Annotated in this window: 11 protein-coding genes; 7 read left to right on the top strand and 4 right to left on the bottom strand. The window is 64.4% G+C overall.

Annotated elements, in window-relative coordinates:
* Window positions 1–139 precede the first annotated feature (139 nt).
* Window positions 140–1,069: an ABC transporter ATP-binding protein gene (locus LRK71_RS06120; RefSeq protein WP_232401862.1), complete on the bottom strand. Its 930-nt coding sequence runs from the start codon at window positions 1,067–1,069 to the stop codon at window positions 140–142.
* A gap of 82 nt (window positions 1,070–1,151) precedes the next feature.
* Between LRK71_RS06120 and LRK71_RS06115 the strand changes: the two genes are divergently transcribed.
* The 3 genes from LRK71_RS06115 (at window position 1,152) to polA (ending at window position 4,936) form a co-directional block, all read left to right on the top strand.
* Window positions 1,152–1,325, top strand: coding sequence for a zinc-finger domain-containing protein (locus LRK71_RS06115; RefSeq protein WP_232401861.1), 174 nt, complete (start codon window positions 1,152–1,154; stop codon window positions 1,323–1,325).
* A gap of 227 nt (window positions 1,326–1,552) precedes the next feature.
* Complete coding sequence (locus LRK71_RS06110) at window positions 1,553–2,038, top strand: flavodoxin family protein (protein ID WP_232401860.1); 486 nt, start codon at window positions 1,553–1,555, stop codon at window positions 2,036–2,038.
* 93 nt (window positions 2,039–2,131) lie between these two features.
* Window positions 2,132–4,936 carry a DNA polymerase I gene (gene polA / locus LRK71_RS06105; protein ID WP_232401859.1) on the top strand — a complete coding sequence of 935 codons (2,805 nt, stop codon included), beginning with the start codon at window positions 2,132–2,134 and terminating at the stop codon, window positions 4,934–4,936.
* 378 nt (window positions 4,937–5,314) lie between these two features.
* Here the strand turns inward: polA and LRK71_RS06100 are convergent, their stop codons facing one another.
* Together LRK71_RS06100 and LRK71_RS06095 are read right to left on the bottom strand one after the other, a co-directional pair.
* Window positions 5,315–6,097: a hydroxypyruvate isomerase family protein gene (locus tag LRK71_RS06100; protein WP_232401857.1), complete on the bottom strand. Its 783-nt coding sequence runs from the start codon at window positions 6,095–6,097 to the stop codon at window positions 5,315–5,317.
* Window positions 6,098–6,225: 128 nt separating this feature from the next.
* Entirely contained in the window at window positions 6,226–6,831 is a 606-nt protein-coding gene (locus tag LRK71_RS06095) for a DUF1285 domain-containing protein (RefSeq protein WP_232401856.1), read from the bottom strand.
* 64 nt (window positions 6,832–6,895) lie between these two features.
* Here LRK71_RS06095 and LRK71_RS06090 point away from each other — a divergent pair, with 64 nt between their 5' ends.
* From LRK71_RS06090 to LRK71_RS06075, 4 genes are read left to right on the top strand one after another with little or no spacing between them, the layout of a single operon-like run.
* Window positions 6,896–7,903, top strand: coding sequence for an AAA family ATPase (locus LRK71_RS06090; protein ID WP_232401854.1), 1,008 nt, complete (start codon window positions 6,896–6,898; stop codon window positions 7,901–7,903).
* Window positions 7,900–8,832: a DUF58 domain-containing protein gene (locus tag LRK71_RS06085; protein ID WP_232401852.1), complete on the top strand. Its 933-nt coding sequence runs from the start codon at window positions 7,900–7,902 to the stop codon at window positions 8,830–8,832. The genes LRK71_RS06090 and LRK71_RS06085 overlap by 4 nt, the downstream gene beginning before the upstream one ends.
* Complete coding sequence (locus LRK71_RS06080) at window positions 8,829–11,714, top strand: DUF4159 domain-containing protein (RefSeq protein ID WP_232401850.1); 2,886 nt, start codon at window positions 8,829–8,831, stop codon at window positions 11,712–11,714. The genes LRK71_RS06085 and LRK71_RS06080 overlap by 4 nt, the downstream gene beginning before the upstream one ends.
* A gap of 11 nt (window positions 11,715–11,725) precedes the next feature.
* Entirely contained in the window at window positions 11,726–13,813 is a 2,088-nt protein-coding gene (locus LRK71_RS06075; protein ID WP_232401848.1) for a hypothetical protein, read from the top strand.
* Between the two features lie 93 nt (window positions 13,814–13,906).
* Here the strand turns inward: LRK71_RS06075 and pbpC are convergent, their stop codons facing one another.
* The gene (gene pbpC, locus LRK71_RS06070; RefSeq protein WP_232401986.1) at window positions 13,907–15,916 is read right to left on the bottom strand and encodes a penicillin-binding protein 1C; all 2,010 of its coding nucleotides are present in this window, start codon (window positions 15,914–15,916) and stop codon (window positions 13,907–13,909) included.
* Between the last annotated feature and the right edge of the window lie 16 nt (window positions 15,917–15,932).

The raw sequence follows: 15,932 nt of genomic DNA, 5'->3' as shown, positions 1-15,932 counted from the left end.
TGCCGCCCCCTGCGCCCCTTATCGCGGCACAGAGCGCCCCGGCAAATGTTTCGCCCGCGAAACAGATCAAGGCTTTGTTCAGACAGATTGCCAATCCCCTGTCCCGGCGTCCGCCGGGGCAAAGGGGCTGCCTGTCAGCTCAGCCCGATTTGGTCAGCGACAGGAAGACATCCTGCAGATCGGCCTCGGCGGTTTTGACGTCGCGGATGGAAATTTCGGCGGCGCGCACGGCTGACAGCACCTCTTCGGCGCTGGTTTCATTGCCATGATAGCGCAGCACCACCGCGCCGTCTTCCCGCAGTTCAGAGGTGATGCCGTCACCCTGCGGCAGGGTCGTGACCGGGCTGGCGGGCTGCACCACCATGGATTTGGCATCCAGACGGCCCAGCAGGTTGGCGGTGCTGTCGCGGGCCACCACGCTGCCCTGATCAATGATGGCAATCTCGTCGCACATCTCTTCGGCCTCTTCCAGGTAATGGGTGGTCAGGATGATGGTCATGCCCTGCTGGTTCAGCTTGCGGATATTGGCCCAAAGCATTTGCCGCAGCTCGATATCCACCCCGGCAGTGGGTTCATCCAGCACCAGGATATGCGGGTGATGCACCAGCGCCTTGCCCAAGAGAAGCCGCCGACGCATGCCGCCCGACAGGGTACGGGCATAGGCCTGCGCCTTGTCGGTCAGCCCCACCATGGCAAGGATCTCATCGCTGCGCCGGTCTGATTTTGGCACGCCGTAAAGGCCTGCCTGCACCTCCAGCGCGCCGCGCGGGGTAAAAAACGGATCCAGGTTCAACTCTTGCGGCATCACCCCAATGGCGGCGCGGCTTTGGCGCGGGTTGGCATCCTGATCAAAGCCCCAGATCGTCACTCGCCCGGAAGATTTGCGCACCAACCCGGCCATGATATTGATCATGGTGGATTTTCCCGCCCCGTTTGGCCCCAGAAGCCCAAAGACGGACCCGCGCGGAATGGTCAGATCGATGCCCTTCAGAGCCTGCTTTTCCGGCTGGCCCTTGGCGCCCTTGTAGGTTTTGCGCAAGCTTTCGATATGGATTGCGTCATCTCTCATTGCAGCTCTTGCCCCCGGTTTTTGCATCATACATACATGGTTTCACCATGCGCCTAGCCGAAATTCATAAGGACCGCCAGCGATGACCATTGAAGCGCCCGAAACCAAAATCGTCGAGACCAGCCGCGTTGCCTGCGATGGCAGCGAAGGCGCGTTGGGTCATCCCCGTGTCTATCTGCAGATCCCCGAGGACACCGGCTTTGTGGAATGTCCCTATTGTGATTGCAAATACATCCTCAAGTCTTTCGAAGACTAAGCGATGTAGCAGGCTGGATCGCTAGCGCGCTTTTCCGACCGGTTGCCTGTATTGCGATTGTTGGGCTGCGCCCCAGTCGGCCCTGCTGCCGCCAGGTTCGCCTGGGCTTGAAACCTGGGCCCTGCAAATGCGATGCGCCCGCATGCGGTGCAGCCTGTCTCAGCCTCGACCCGCCATGTTCTACTGATCCCGCTGACACCACAGTCCATTCTCGATATGCTGGACGCATGAGCACGCTTCTTATTATCTATCATTCCCGCACCGGCGGCAGTCGGCAAATGGCGAAAGCTGCAGCAACAGCGGCCAGCCAGGAATGCGACACCCGGCTCTTGCAGGCAGCCGAGGCTGGTCCCGACGATCTGCTGGCGGCCGGGGCCTATCTGTTTTGCGGCCCAGAAAATCTGGCCAGCCTGTCGGGGCAGATGAAAGAGTTCTTTGATCGCTGCTACTACCCGGTGCTGGGCAAGCTCAACGGGCGCGCCTATGCCCAGATGATTTGCGCCGGCTCTGATGGAACCGGCGCGGCGCGGCAACTGGCCCGCATCGCCCAGGGCTGGCGCCTGCGCGAGATCCAGGCGCCGCTGATCCTATGCACCCATGCGCAGACACCCGAGGCGATCCTAGCCGAGAAATCCATTGCCCCAGCAGAACTGGCCCGCTGCGCCGATCTGGGTCAGGCTCTGGGCGCAGGGCTGGCCATGGGGATGTTCTAGGCTCTGGCCCCAAACGGCAATTGCCCTTGCGCGCCAGATCACCGATAACCGGAAACGGAACACGAACGGATTTCCCAGGGGAGCGCGACAGGCATGAGCGAGAGTACATTCGGCAAGGGCTGCCATCTGCATCTGATTGATGGCTCGGCCTTTATCTTCCGGGCCTATCACGCCCTGCCGCCACTGACGCGCAAATCAGACGGTCTGCCAATTGGCGCTGTGGCCGGCTTTTGCAACATGCTGCACCGCTATGTCGAGGCCAACACCGGCCCGGATGCCCCCACCCATGTCGCCGTGATTTTTGACCATTCCGGCAAAAGCTTCCGCAATGAGATGTATGATCTCTACAAGGCCAACCGCCCGCCGGCCCCCGAAGATCTGCGCCCCCAGTTCCCGCTGACCCGCGAGGCCACCCGTGCCTTTAACATCGCCTGCAAAGAGGTCGAGGGCTTTGAAGCCGATGATATCATCGCCACCCTCGCCCATCAGGCGCGCGATGCCGGCGGGCGCTGCACCATCATTTCATCGGACAAGGATCTGATGCAGCTGGTTGGCGGCGGCGTTGAAATGCTGGACGCCATGAAGAACAAACGCATCGACAGCGATGGCGTTGTGGAAAAGTTCGGCGTCGGCCCCGACCGGGTGGTGGATGTGCAGGCCTTGGCAGGCGATAGCGTCGACAATGTCCCCGGCGCGCCTGGCATCGGCATCAAGACCGCCGCTTTGCTGATCAATGAATTTGGCTCTCTCGAAGAGCTGCTGGATCGCGCCGAAGAGATCAAACAGCCCAAGCGTCGTCAGACCCTGATCGACAAGCGCGACCAGATCGAAATGTCCAAACGTCTGGTGCAGCTGGACTGCAACATGGATCTGGATTTCGCCCTCGAAGATCTTGAGGTACTGGAACCCGATGCCGAGGTGCTTTTGGGCTTTCTTGCGGAAATGGAGTTCCGCACCCTGGCCAAGCGTATGGCCGAACAGCTGGGCCGCGAAGTGCCCAGCATCCCCGAAGCACCCGTGAGCGAAGCCGCCCCTGTCGCCCCCCCCAGCGCCGTGCCCTTTGACGCGGAAAAATACACCTCAGTTGGTGATGCCGCCGCCCTACAGGGCTGGATCGATCAAATCTATACGCGCGGCTATGTGGCGGTGGATACCGAAACCACCGGGCTGGATGCCATGGTGGTAGATCTGGTTGGCGTGTCGCTCTGCGTTGAACCGGGGGCAGCCTGCTACATTCCGCTGACCCATAAACAGGGCGGCGATGATCTCTTTGGCGGTGAAGGCCTCGCCGATGGGCAGATGCCGCTGGAAGATGCGCTGGCGATCCTGAAGCCGATGCTTGAGGATCCGGCGGTGCTCAAGATCGGCCAGAACATGAAATATGACGCCAAGATCCTGCACCGCTATGGCATTGATGTGGCGCCGATCGACGATACCATGCTGATGTCCTATGCGCTGCATGCGGGTGAACATAACCACGGTATGGATACCCTGTCGGAACGCTATCTCGACCACACGCCCCTGCCAATCAAGCCGCTGCTGGGCACGGGCAAATCCGCCATCACCTTTGACCGGGTGCCGCTGGCCGATGCCGTGCCCTATGCCGCCGAAGATGCCGATATCACCCTGCGCCTGTGGCAGCATTTCAAACCCGAATTGCACCAGCAGCAGGTCACCACGGTCTATGAAACCCTGGAACGCCCGCTGGTGCCGGTACTGGCCGAGATGGAGCGCAACGGCATCAAGGTGGACCGCGACACGCTCAGCCGCATGTCCAATGCCTTTGCCCAGAAAATGGCCGGGCTTGAGGATGAAATCCACACCCTCGCCGGGCAGCCCTTCAATGTCGGCTCGCCCAAACAGCTGGGCGAGATCCTGTTTGACAAGCTAGAGCTGCCAGGCGGCAAAAAAGGCAAGACAGGCGCCTATGCCACGGGTGCAGATATCCTGGAAGACCTGGCCACCGAACATAAACTGCCGGGCCTGGTGCTGGACTGGCGCCAACTGAGCAAGCTGAAATCCACCTATACGGATGCGCTGCAGGACCATATCAACCCCGAAACTGGCCGGGTGCATACCTCGTACATCCAGACCGGCGCGAATACGGGGCGCATGGCCTCATCCGACCCCAACCTGCAAAACATTCCCGTGCGCTCTGAGGAAGGCCGCCGCATCCGCGAGGCCTTTGTAGCCGATGAAGGCAATCTGCTGCTCAGCCTCGATTATAGCCAGATTGAGCTGCGCATCCTGGCGCATGTCGCGGGGATCGACGCGCTGAAGGCCGCCTTTGCCGAAGGGCAGGACATCCACGCCATGACCGCGTCAGAAATGTTCAACGTGCCGATGGAAGAAATGACTTCGGATATTCGCCGCCAGGCCAAGGCGATCAACTTTGGCGTCATCTACGGCATCTCCGGCTTTGGTCTGGCCCGCAATCTGCGCATTCCACGCGCCGAGGCCCAGGGCTTTATCGACCGTTACTTCGAACGCTTTCCGGGCATTCGCGCCTATATGGATCAGACGGTGGAGTTTGCCAAAGAGCACGGCTACGTGCAGACGCTGTTTGGCCGGAAGATCCATACGCCCGAAATCACCGCCAAGGGACCGCGCGCCAGCTTTGCCAAACGCGCCGCTATCAACGCACCAATTCAGGGCACTGCCGCCGACGTGATCCGGCGCGCCATGGTGCGAATGCCCCAGGCCATAGCCCACCTGCCTGCGCGGATGCTGCTGCAGGTCCACGATGAACTGCTGTTTGAGGTCCCCAAAGAGGCGGTGACAGAGACCATAGAAACCGCCCGCCAGGTCATGGAGAGTGCCGCCAGCCCCGCCGTGCATCTGGACGTCAAGCTGAGCGTCGATGCCGGCCAGGGCAGGAATTGGGCCGAAGCGCACTAGAGCGTGTCGCCTGAATGGCAATGAACGCGACATGCTTTATGGCCAGGATCCATTCATCCTGTACCAGGGCGGCTCTCCCGCCAGTCTCGGAACAATCAGAGATTGGTCCTCCCCCGTTGGGGGTGGCACCGCGCTGACGCGCGGCGCGCCCGCGCCAAGCCCCGGGCATTTTGGGCCTCACGGGCCGACGCACCCCCCTTTTTCTGCTGATTCGGGTCAAGGGCGGCAAAGCCGCCGCGCGTCAGCGCGGCGCCACCCCCAACATTGCAGCAACATCCCCCAGGGGGATGTTGCGGAATTGGCGGGAGCGCCTGCCTTTACCGCAATGCAACACACCGTCTTTGGCGCGCCCCCCCAGCCCAGCCGTCAGACCTGGCCTCAGCCCCGTGCAATACTGAGCACCCGCGATCTCGGCAGCCAGCCCAGGCTGTCTTCGGTGCGCCGGGTCGAAGGGGTGTACTCAGCACTGATCCAGCCTTTGTAACCGCTGGCATCAATGGCTTGGAACAGGGCCTCAAAATCCACCGGTCCGGTGCCGGGCTCGCATCGGCTGGGCGCAGCCCCAATCTGGACATGCAGTGCCTGCTTGCCAAAGCTCTGCCAGACCTGCGCTGCATCGCCATGGATCATCTGCGCGTGATAGGCATCATATTGCAGCCCGACATTGGGACGGTTCACTGCCTCCAGAATCTCTGCGGCGAGGTTGTAATCGTCCAGGAAATACCCCGGCTGATCGCCGGCATTCAGCGGCTCGATGGTAAAGCGCTGACTGGGCGCAAAATCCGCCGCCCAGCGCAGGTTGTTGATAAAGGTCTCGCGGGCTTCATCGCCCTTGGCATAGCCGGCCATGATGTGGATCAGCCCCACCCTCAGCACCTCGCCGTAGCGCAGCACCCGGCGAATATCACGCTGAAACCGGTCAACCCCATCGGGATGTGCCGCATAACCCGGCACCCCGCCAGTGTAATTGGGCGGCGGCGCGTTGATCAGCAGCAGCTCCAGCCCCTGCGACAGCAGCGCCCGCTGGGTCTCTTTTGCCGCGACATCATAGGGGGACAGGATCTCTACCGCCGTGAACCCCGCAGCGGCAGCGGCAGCGAAACGCTCCAGATAGGGCAGCTCGGCAAAGAGCATTGAAATATTTGCCGCGAATCTAGGCATTTAAGGAGATCTCCTGTCTGTTCTCGCCACGCAGGCACCCATGATCTCGCTAGGGTCTAGCGCCCGCCCCACGCAAGGCCAAGCACTGAAAAGAACGCATTTTTCCTAACCCGCAGCCAGAGCAAGCCCTAGCCTTCGGGCAGCTCATCCGAAGGGATCACCGGGGAAAATTCCCCACCGGACCAGAGACCAAACCAGCCGTCATAATGGCAGCCCAGCTCGACCAGCCGATAAAAGCTTTTGCGGTCAATCAGCGCCTCCAGATTGCCGCGCACAAGCACATAGGGCGATGGTTCGCCAGTCTCGGCGTCTCGCTCCACCCGAATCGGATGCTCTGGGCCCGCCACCATCTGGTCGCCCACATGGGTGGTAAAACAGAGCTGCTGTCCTGTCCCTGCCCCAGTGGCCTCAAAATCGACCGCAACAAAGGGCGCGTCATCCACAGTGATGCCAACCTTTTCAACCGGGGTGACCAGGAAATACTTGCCCTCTTCACGCTTCAGGATCGAAGAGAACAGCTTGACCAATTCAAAGCGGCCAATCGGGCTGCCAAGGTAATACCAGGTGCCGTCACGGGCGATCCGCATGTCCAGATCGCCGCAAAAGGGTGGGTTCCACAGATGCACCGGCGGCAATCCGCGCGTGCCGCCCGCTTTGCCTGCCGCCTTCTCTGCCGCCCGGATCGAGGCGGCCAGCCCATCTGCCGATGGTGTCACAGTTTTTTGTCCACTCATTGCTTTTGCCATTTCCCTCAACCGCGATACAATACGATTGTATATCCGCAGAGAAAGGAATGTCATGCCCGAACCTGATGACCTGCTGGCCGGCATCGAAGCGCTGGAGCAAAAGCTACAACTGGCGCGCGACTCGATCACCCGCCGCTTCATCGGCCAGGAACGGGTTGTGGACCTGACGCTGGCCACCCTGCTGTGCGGCGGCCATGGGCTGCTGGTCGGCTTGCCCGGCCTGGGCAAGACCCGGCTGGTGGAAACCCTTTCGACCGTGATGGGGCTGGATGGCAAACGGGTACAATTCACCCCCGATCTGATGCCCGCCGATATTCTCGGTTCGGAAGTCCTGGACACGGCCGCAGATGGCAGCCGGGCCTTTCGCTTTCTGCCGGGGCCGGTGTTTTGCCAGCTGCTGATGGCGGATGAAATCAACCGGGCCAGCCCGCGCACCCAATCGGCGCTGCTGCAGGCGATGCAGGAACGCCAGGTCACCGTCGCCGGTGCCGACCGGCCGCTGGGCCAGCCGTTTCACGTGCTGGCCACCCAGAATCCAATCGAACAGGAAGGCACCTACCCGCTGCCCGAAGCGCAGCTGGACCGCTTTTTACTGCAGATCGACGTGCCCTACCCAACCCGCGACACCGAACGCGACATCCTGCTGGCCACCACGGGCAACAGCGAAGACAGCGCCCATGCGGTCTTTAGCGCCGCCGAACTGGTCGCGGCCCAGACCCTGCTGCGGCGCATGCCCGTGGGCGATGCCGTAGTGGAGCTGATCCTGGATCTGGTGCGCGCCTTCCGCCCCAGTGAACCCGATGTGTCAGAGCAGGTGGCGCAGACCGTGGCCTGGGGGCCAGGCCCCCGCGCCGCACAGGCGCTGATGCTGGCGGTGCGCGCCCGCGCCCTGCTGCAAAGTCGGCTTGCGCCAAACGCCGAGGATGTGCTCGACATGGCGCTGCCGGTGCTTAGCCACCGCATGCAGCTCAGCTTTGCAGCACGGGCGCGTGGTGACAGCCTTGCGGATCTGATCCGTGAAACCGCCGCCGACCTGAACAAAAGCAGGATCGCCGCATGAGCCAGACCGCCGCCCCTCAGGAAGCCGCAAATGCCCCTGCCAGGCTGCGCAGCGCCGCCGAAAGCGCCGCCAGCACCCTGCCGCCGCTCTTGGTGCAGGCGCAGCAACTGGCCGGGTCAGTGCTAAGCGGCGACCACGGGCGGCGGCGGGTCGGCATGGGCGATGATTTCTGGCAATACCGGCCCTTGCAACAGGGCGATAGCCGCCGGATGGTCGATCACCGCCGATCCGCGCGGGGGGATGTGCAATTTGTCCGCGAACGCGAATTGCAAATTGCCCAGACGGTCTATCTCTGGGTTGATGCGGGAGCCTCCATGCGCTTTGCCTCCTCTTCTGCGCAGCCGCGCAAGATCGACCGCGCCTGCCTGATTGGCCTGGCCCTATCTATTCTAATGCTGCGCGGTGGCGAACGGGTCGGGCTGACCGGCGGCAGCCTGCCGCCGCGCCGCGGCACCTTGCAAAGCCTGCGTCTGGCAGAGGCGCTCAGCAATGTCCAAGACAGCCCCAAAGACCCCTCTCTGCAGGTTGCAGACTATGCACCACCCGAGGACCGCGCCATGGCTCCGCAGGCCCGCGCCCTGTTCATTTCAGATTTTCTCGGTCCCTTTGCGCCGCTGGAACGCGCCCTGTCCAAGGCAGCGGATCGCGGCATTCAGGGGGTCTTGCTGCAAGTGCTGGACCCGGCGGAAGAGCAGTTTCCCTATGCTGGCCGCACCCGGTTCGAAAGCGTCAGCGGCGCGCTCAGCCATGAGACCCTGAAGGCAGATGCCCTGCGCCAGACCTATCTGGCGCGACTGGCCGAACGGCGCGATGCGCTGGATCAGCTGTGCCGAACCACCGGCTGGCGTCTGGGGCTGCACCGCAGCAATGACCCCGCCCTTGCCGCCCTTATGTGGCTTTATCATGCGATGGATCGAGGCCAGCCATGACATCAATTGCCGGCCTTGGCTTTGTCGCGCCCTGGTTGCTTCTGGGGCTGCTGGCACTGCCTATTCTGTGGATCCTGCTGCGGGCAGTACCGCCTGCGCCAAAGAAACGGGTCTTTCCGGCAGTGATCCTGCTGCTGGGCCTGTCGGACCGCGACAGCCAGTCTGACCGCACCCCCTGGTGGCTCTTGGCGCTGCGGCTCTTGGCGGTGGCGGCAGCGATCCTCGGCTTTGCCGGGCCGGTGCTGAACCCAACGCGCGAGATGGCAGGTTCCGGGCCTTTGGTCGTCGTGGTCGATGCCTCCTGGGCGGGGGCGGCGCATTGGGCGCAGACCCGCAAGCAGATCGCCACCCGGCTTGAAGATGCCGGGCGCGCCAATCGCCCCGTGGCCCTATTGCAGCTAAGCTCACCGCAGGCGCTACAGTTTCAGGCCGCCAGCACCTGGCAAAGTCAACTGCCCGGGCTGCACCCCCAGCCCTGGCAGCCAGGCCCGGCGCAGATCCAGGCGACACTGGACCATTTGAACAATAGCGACCTGGGCTTTGACAGTCTCTGGTTTAGCGATGGGCTGGCCTATCCTGGACAGGAAAGCATCACAACCGCGCTGGCCGCCCGGGGCGCAGTCACCGTGGTCTCTTCGGGTCTGCCGGTGCTGGGGCTGCTGCCGCCCGAAGCACAAGACGGCGCACTGGAAATTTCTGCCCTGCGCAGCCATGCGGCCCCCAATGGCAACACTCCGACCGAAATACTGGTGCAGGCCCGTGGTCGTGACCCCGGCGGCACCCAACGTACCCTGGCGCAGGTTGGGCTTTCCTTTGCACCCGAAGCGCTGCGGGCCAGCACCCGGCTGACCCTGCCCGCCGAACTGCGCGCCCGCATTGAACGCTTTGAAATCCCCGGCCAGCGTTCCGCCGGAGCCGTCAGCCTTAGCGATGACCGCCTGCGGCGGCGCGAGGTGGCCCTGATTGCCGCTGGCGCCGCAGATGAAGGGCTGGCACTGCTCTCGCAACTGCACTACCTGCGCCAGGCTCTGGCCCCCACCGCTGACCTGCTGGAGGGCAGCCTGAGCGAGATCCTGCCCGCCAACCCCGATGTTATCGTGCTGGCCGATGTGGCGCGACTGTCGCCACAGATCAACGACGCGCTGATCGCCTGGGTCGAGGAGGGCGGCTTGCTGCTGCGCTTTGCCGGGCCACGTCTGGCCAGCAGCGACACCGCCCGCAAGGATGAAGAAATCCTCATGCCGGTGCGCCTGCGCATTGGCGGGCGCAGCATCGGCGGCGCCATGAGCTGGGGTGAACCCAAGACCCTAGCCCCCTTTGCCGCGGGTTCCCCCTTCTTTGGCCTGACCATCCCCGAGGAGGTTTCTGTTTCATCCCAGGTGGTGGCCCAACCCGACCCCAGCCTCGCCGATCGCGTCATCGCCGCGCTGGAAGACGGCACCCCCCTGGTCACCCGCAAGCCACTGGGACAGGGGCAGGTGGTGCTGTTCCATGTCACCGCCAATGCGGAATGGAGCAGCCTGCCGCTCTCGGGTCTGTTTGTGCGCATGCTGGAACGGCTGGCGGTCTCTTCTGCCGCCAAACCGCCAGAGGCCACCAGCCTGGAGGGCACCACCTGGCGGCCCGTCACGGTGCTGGATGGCTTTGGCCGTCGGGCCGAGGCCGACACCCTGCCCGGTATATCCGGCCCCGATCTGATCACAGCCGAGTCTGGGCCGACACTGCGCCCTGGTCTCTATCAAAGCGGTGGTCACAGTCTGGCCCGCAACGCCCTGCGCCAGGGCGACAGCCTGACCCCAGCGCGCTGGGGGGCTGGGATCAGCCTTGTCGGCTATGACAGCACCCCGGAACGCCCGCTGGCAGGGCTCTTGTTGGGGCTGGCGCTGCTGCTCTTGAGCCTGGATGTGCTGGCAACCCTGCAGATCAGCGGCCTTTTGCGGCGCGCTTCCGGGGTGGGCATGATCGCCGGGGCTGGGGTAATTGGCGCTGGTCTGCTGATTGCAGGCCTGATCCCCGCCCCCGCGCAAGCGCAGGGACTGGTACAGGCGCAGGAACGGGCCCAAGCGCCGGTGCAAAGCCCCGCTAGCTCTGGTCAAGATGCCGGTCAGGACATCCCCCCGGATCATGTCACCCGCGCTGCCGAGCTGACCCTGGCGCATGTTCTCACTGGCGATGCGACAACCGACCGCATCGCCCTGGCCGGGCTGCGTGGCCTGTCGGACACTCTGTATTTTCGCACCTCGGTGGAACCCGCACCGCCAGTCAGCATTGATCTGGAACGCGACGATCTGGCGCTCTACCCGCTGCTGTACTGGCCGGTGATCCCGGAACAAGCGCTGCCCTCGGCGGCGGCCTATGCGCGGCTGAATACCTATCTGCGTTCTGGCGGCATGATCCTGTTCGACACCCGCGATGCAGCACTGGCCAGCAGCCGCCCAACCAACGGGGCGGCCAGCGCCGCCGCACGCCGGTTGCAGCAATTGGCCCTGTCGCTGGATATCCCGCCGCTGGAACCGCTGCCATCCGATCATGTGCTGACCCGGGCCTTTTACCTCTTGCAGGATTTTCCCGGCCGCCACCCGCGCGGCCCGCTTTGGGTTGAGGCGGCACCAGCCGATGCAGAGCAGGTCGAGGGCATCCCCTTTCGCGACCTCAACGATGGGGTGACCCCGGTGGTAATTGGCGGCAATGACTGGGCCGCGGCCTGGGCGGTGGATCGCAACGGCAGGCCATTGTTGCCAGTTGGGCGCGGCTATTCCGGCGAACGCCAGCGCGAACTGGCCTTTCGCTTTGGGGTCAATCTTGTGATGCATGTGCTCACCGGGAATTACAAATCAGACCAGGTGCATGTGCCAGCCCTGCTGGAACGGCTGGGACAATAGGGGCGGATGCGATGACACAGGTTTTGCTCTTTGATCCGCTGCTGCCCTGGCCTGTACTCTGGGTGCTGATGGCGCTGGCGCTGGTCTGCACCGCGCTGGCCCTGTGGCGCCGGTTGCCCGGCTGGGGGCTGCGCGGACTGGCCGCGCTGAGCCTGCTGGCGGCCCTGATGGGGCCGGTGGCCCAGCACGAAAACCGTGCAGACCTGAAAGATATCGTGCTGGTGGCGGTGGACAATACCGCCAGCCAGCATCTGTCGGACCGGCAGGCCCAGCTGGCAGAGGCCCGCGCCGGGCTGGAACGGCAGCTGGCTGCGCGACCCAATACCGAAACCCGCTGGATCGACCTACCCGATGGCGCAGGTGACAGTGGCACCGCCCTGATGCAGGCGCTGTCACGAGCGCTCGCGGATGAGCCACAGGGCCGTGTGGCTGGCATTATCGCACTGTCGGACGGGCAGGTGCATGACGCCGACCAGCCGGTTGATCTGCCCGCGCCGATGCATCTGTTGCTGACCGGACGGCAGGGCGACTGGGATCGCCGCCTGGTGCTGCGCAAGGCGCCCGCCTTTGCCATCATCGGCGAACCTGTCACCCTGACTCTGCGGATCGAGGATCAAGGCGCCGCGCCGCCGGATCAACGCCAGGCACCGCTGGAAATTTCCATAAACGGTGGCCCGGTGCAGCGCTTTGTCCTGCCGCTGGGGGTGGATTTCGACCTGCCCCTGACCCTGCCACATGGCGGGCGCAACGTGATCCGCTTTGCCACCCCACAGGCCGAGAACGAGCTGACCGATCGCAACAATGCCGCCCTGGTGCAGATCAATGGCGTGCGTGATCGGCTGCGGGTCCTGCTGGTCTCGGGAGAGCCACATGCCGGCGGGCGCACCTGGCGCAATCTGCTGAAATCCGACAGCTCGGTTGATCTGGTGCATTTCACCATCCTGCGCCCGCCAGAAAAACAGGACGGGGTGCCGGTGGATGAGCTGTCGCTGATCGCCTTTCCCACCCGCGAACTATTTTTGGAAAAGATCGAGGATTTTGATCTGATCATCTTTGATCGCTACAAACGGCGCGGCATTCTACCCGCGCTCTATCTCGATAATGTGGCCAACTATGTGGAACAGGGCGGTGCGGTTCTGGTGGCAGCTGGGCCGGATTTTGCCAGCGCCGATTCGATCTATCGCTCGCCCCTGTCGCGGGTGCTGCCCGCCGCCCCCACCGCGCGGGTGCTGGAACAGCCCTACCGCCCCCGGATCACCGATCTGGGCCATCGTCACCCGGTCACCGCCGGGTTGGAACAGGTCCATCGCGCCAGCGGCACATCCGCCGAAACCGGCCCTGATGATGCCCCCCCCTGGGGCAGTTGGCTGCGCCAGATCGAACTGTCTTCGCCACAGGGACATGTACTGATGCAGGGCCTCGGCACCCGGCCACTGCTGGTGCTTGATCGGGTAGCGGCCGGACGAGTGGCACTCCTGGCCTCGGACCATGCCTGGCTCTGGAGTCGCGGCTATCAAGGCGGCGGGCCACAGCTGGAACTGCTGCGCCGCCTTGCCCATTGGATGATGAAAGAACCAGAGCTGGAGGAAGAGATGCTCTGGGCGGAAAGCACCGGCCAGAGCATGCAGATTTTTCGCCGCCGCATGCAGGGCGCAGCCGGGCCGCTGGTGATCACCGCCCCCGATGGGCAAGAAACCACCCTGGCCATGCAGCAACGCGCCCCCGGCCTATGGGAGGCAACCCATACCGGCAGCATGCCCGGGCTCTACCGCTTGCGCGAAGGCGAGGTCAGCGCGGTTGTCGGCCTTGGGCCGGCAGCACCGCGCGAATTTCAGCAGACCATCGCCACCGAGGCAGTGCTAGCCCCGGTGCTGGCACCGCTACGCGGCGGCAGCCTGCGCCTGGAACAGGGCCTGCCAAAGCTGCGCGACGTAAAGCCGGGCCGCCCCGCCGCCGGGCGCAACTGGATCGGCCTGACCCCTCGCGCCGCGCATGAAACCCTATCTGTCTCGCAAACAGCGCTTCTACCGGCCTGGCTGGGGCTGCTGCTGGCGGCTGGCTTCATCCTGGCTGGCTGGCTGCGCGAAGGCCGTCGCTAGGGGAGGCGGGCCGAACGGCAGGCGCACAGGCGCGCAGGTAGTCACACAGACCAACAGAAAGGCACCACAAACGACAGGCACAGAGGGGCAGCCTCAGAGGCCAGGCGCGTCGATCTCCACCCCTGCACGGGCGCTTTGGCCCGCGCTATCGACCACCACCAGGCTGGAAAACCCCTGTCCGGGATTGGGCACTTCGAATTCGCGCCGCCGCTGCCCCTTGGTCAGAACCCGGCCATCCGCCAGCAGGGCAAAGGGGGCCAGGCCGCCACGCAGTTTCACCACCAACGGTCCGCCCTCCAGCGCCAGATGGGCGCCATCCGGCGGGAACAGCAGTTGCGGCGCATCCGCCGCCGCATCAAAGACTGCATCGCGGGGGCGAAACCGGCGCAGCGGCAGCGGCAGTTCTGCCGCCCCGACCATCAGCGTCGCCGCCGGCGGCGGGGCAAAGGGCGTCATCTCGGGTTTCAGGCGACCAAAGGCCTCGAACAGCAACGGGGCGGCCAGATCGCCGCCAAAGGCCCCCGGGACCGGGGTGCCATCCGCCCGCCCCAGCCAGACCCCAATCACATGCCGCCCATCCCAGCCAATGGCCCAGGCATCCCGGTGGCCATAGGATGTGCCAGTTTTGTAAGCAAGCACCCCAGCCCGCGCCCCCGCTGGCGGCGCCATTTCGCGCAGGATATCGCCCAACTGCCACGCAGCCACCTTGGACAGCAGCCGGGGCAGCGGATCGGGGGCAACGGTCTGATCACTGCGCAGGGCAACCCCTTGGCCCCCCGCAGCAATCCCCGCATAGACCTGTACCAGATCCTGCAGCGAGGTGCCGATGCCGCCCAGGCTGATGGCCAATCCGGGTTTGCCGTCGGCGGGCAATTGTGGCTGCGCACCGCCCCGGCGCAGCCGGGCCAGCACCTGCGCCGGGCCGATCTCTCGGGTTAGGCGAACCACCGGGATATTCAACGACAGTTGCAGCGCCTGTCGCACCCGGACATCGCCGCGAAAGACCCCATCAAAATTCTGCGGCGCATAGCCGTCAAAATCAATCGGGCCATCATGGATCAAGCTTTCGGGGTGCACCAGACCGGCCTCAAACGCCATGCCATAGACCAGCGGCTTCAGGGTGGACCCCGGCGAGCGCAGCGCCTGGGTCATATCGACAAAGCCCTGCCGCGCGCTATCGGCATAGGCGGGGGAGCCTACCGAGGCGATGATCTCTCCGGTCTGGTGATCCACCGCCAGCAGCGCCGCCGAGATCCGCGCCCCTGCACGGGTTGCCGCCTCTGCCACCAACTGTTCCATCTTGGCCTGGACCTGCCCGTCCAGGGTCAGCGCCAGCCGCGCCGCCCCCGGTCGCGTTGCCAGCAGCCGGTCCGACAGATGCGGCGCCAGACGCGGGAAGGGCCGCATGACAGACGGCAGCGGGGCCTGGCTTGCCATGGCAACCTCGGCTCCTGTCAGCAATCCCGCCTGCGCCAACCGATCCAGCACCCGGTCGCGCGCCGCCTGCGCCGCAGCTGGTGCACGATCCGGGCGGCGACGTTCGGGCGATTGCGGCAAGGCAATCAGCAACGCCGCCTGCGAGGGCGTCAGTCGATTGGGCGCGCGGCCGAACCAAGCATAGCTGGCGGCGCGGATACCTTCCAGGTTGCCGCCATAGGGCGCATGGGTGAGGTAAAGCGCCAGAATCTGATTCTTGGACAGGTGCCGTTCCAGTGCCAGTGCCAGACGCATCTGGCGGATTTTGCCCGCCCAGGCCCCCGTGGTGCCATCCTCCAGCAGCCGCGCCAGCTGCATCGTCAGGGTCGATCCGCCCGACACGGTACGCCCGTGCCACAGCGCCTGCCCCAGCGCCCGCAGCAGGGCCAGCGGATCCACCCCCGCGTGGGACTGGAACCGCTGGTCCTCATAGGCGGTGAGCATCGCAATAAAGCGCGGATCGACCTGTTCCAGCTGCGGTGCCATCCGCCAGATGCCTGTCCCCACGGGATAGACCCGCAGCAGATCACCGTTACGATCCAGCACCTCTGTCGAGGTTTCCGCCAGGGTGACAGGCAGCACCGTATCTGCCACCCACCGGTCCAGCCCTCGCAGCCCGATCGACATCAGGGCCACCACCAGC

The organism is Pseudophaeobacter flagellatus (assembly GCF_021228235.1).
GTDB lineage: Bacteria > Pseudomonadota > Alphaproteobacteria > Rhodobacterales > Rhodobacteraceae > Pseudophaeobacter > Pseudophaeobacter flagellatus.
Note: the sequence above shows the minus strand (reverse complement) of the source record. Positions and strands in the feature narration are given on the sequence as shown.

Coding starts and splice junctions, on each gene's coding strand:
- LRK71_RS06090 (WP_232401854.1), top strand. CDS start 6,896: ATGCCCGAACCTGATGACCTGCTGGCCGGCATCGAAGCGCTGGAGCAA.
- LRK71_RS06100 (WP_232401857.1), bottom strand. CDS start 6,097: ATGCCTAGATTCGCGGCAAATATTTCAATGCTCTTTGCCGAGCTGCCC.
- LRK71_RS06095 (WP_232401856.1), bottom strand. CDS start 6,831: ATGAGTGGACAAAAAACTGTGACACCATCGGCAGATGGGCTGGCCGCC.
- LRK71_RS06115 (WP_232401861.1), top strand. CDS start 1,152: ATGACCATTGAAGCGCCCGAAACCAAAATCGTCGAGACCAGCCGCGTT.
- LRK71_RS06075 (WP_232401848.1), top strand. CDS start 11,726: ATGACACAGGTTTTGCTCTTTGATCCGCTGCTGCCCTGGCCTGTACTC.
- LRK71_RS06110 (WP_232401860.1), top strand. CDS start 1,553: ATGAGCACGCTTCTTATTATCTATCATTCCCGCACCGGCGGCAGTCGG.
- LRK71_RS06085 (WP_232401852.1), top strand. CDS start 7,900: ATGAGCCAGACCGCCGCCCCTCAGGAAGCCGCAAATGCCCCTGCCAGG.
- LRK71_RS06120 (WP_232401862.1), bottom strand. CDS start 1,069: ATGAGAGATGACGCAATCCATATCGAAAGCTTGCGCAAAACCTACAAG.
- pbpC (WP_232401986.1), bottom strand. CDS start 15,916: ATGTCGATCGGGCTGCGAGGGCTGGACCGGTGGGTGGCAGATACGGTG.
- polA (WP_232401859.1), top strand. CDS start 2,132: ATGAGCGAGAGTACATTCGGCAAGGGCTGCCATCTGCATCTGATTGAT.
- LRK71_RS06080 (WP_232401850.1), top strand. CDS start 8,829: ATGACATCAATTGCCGGCCTTGGCTTTGTCGCGCCCTGGTTGCTTCTG.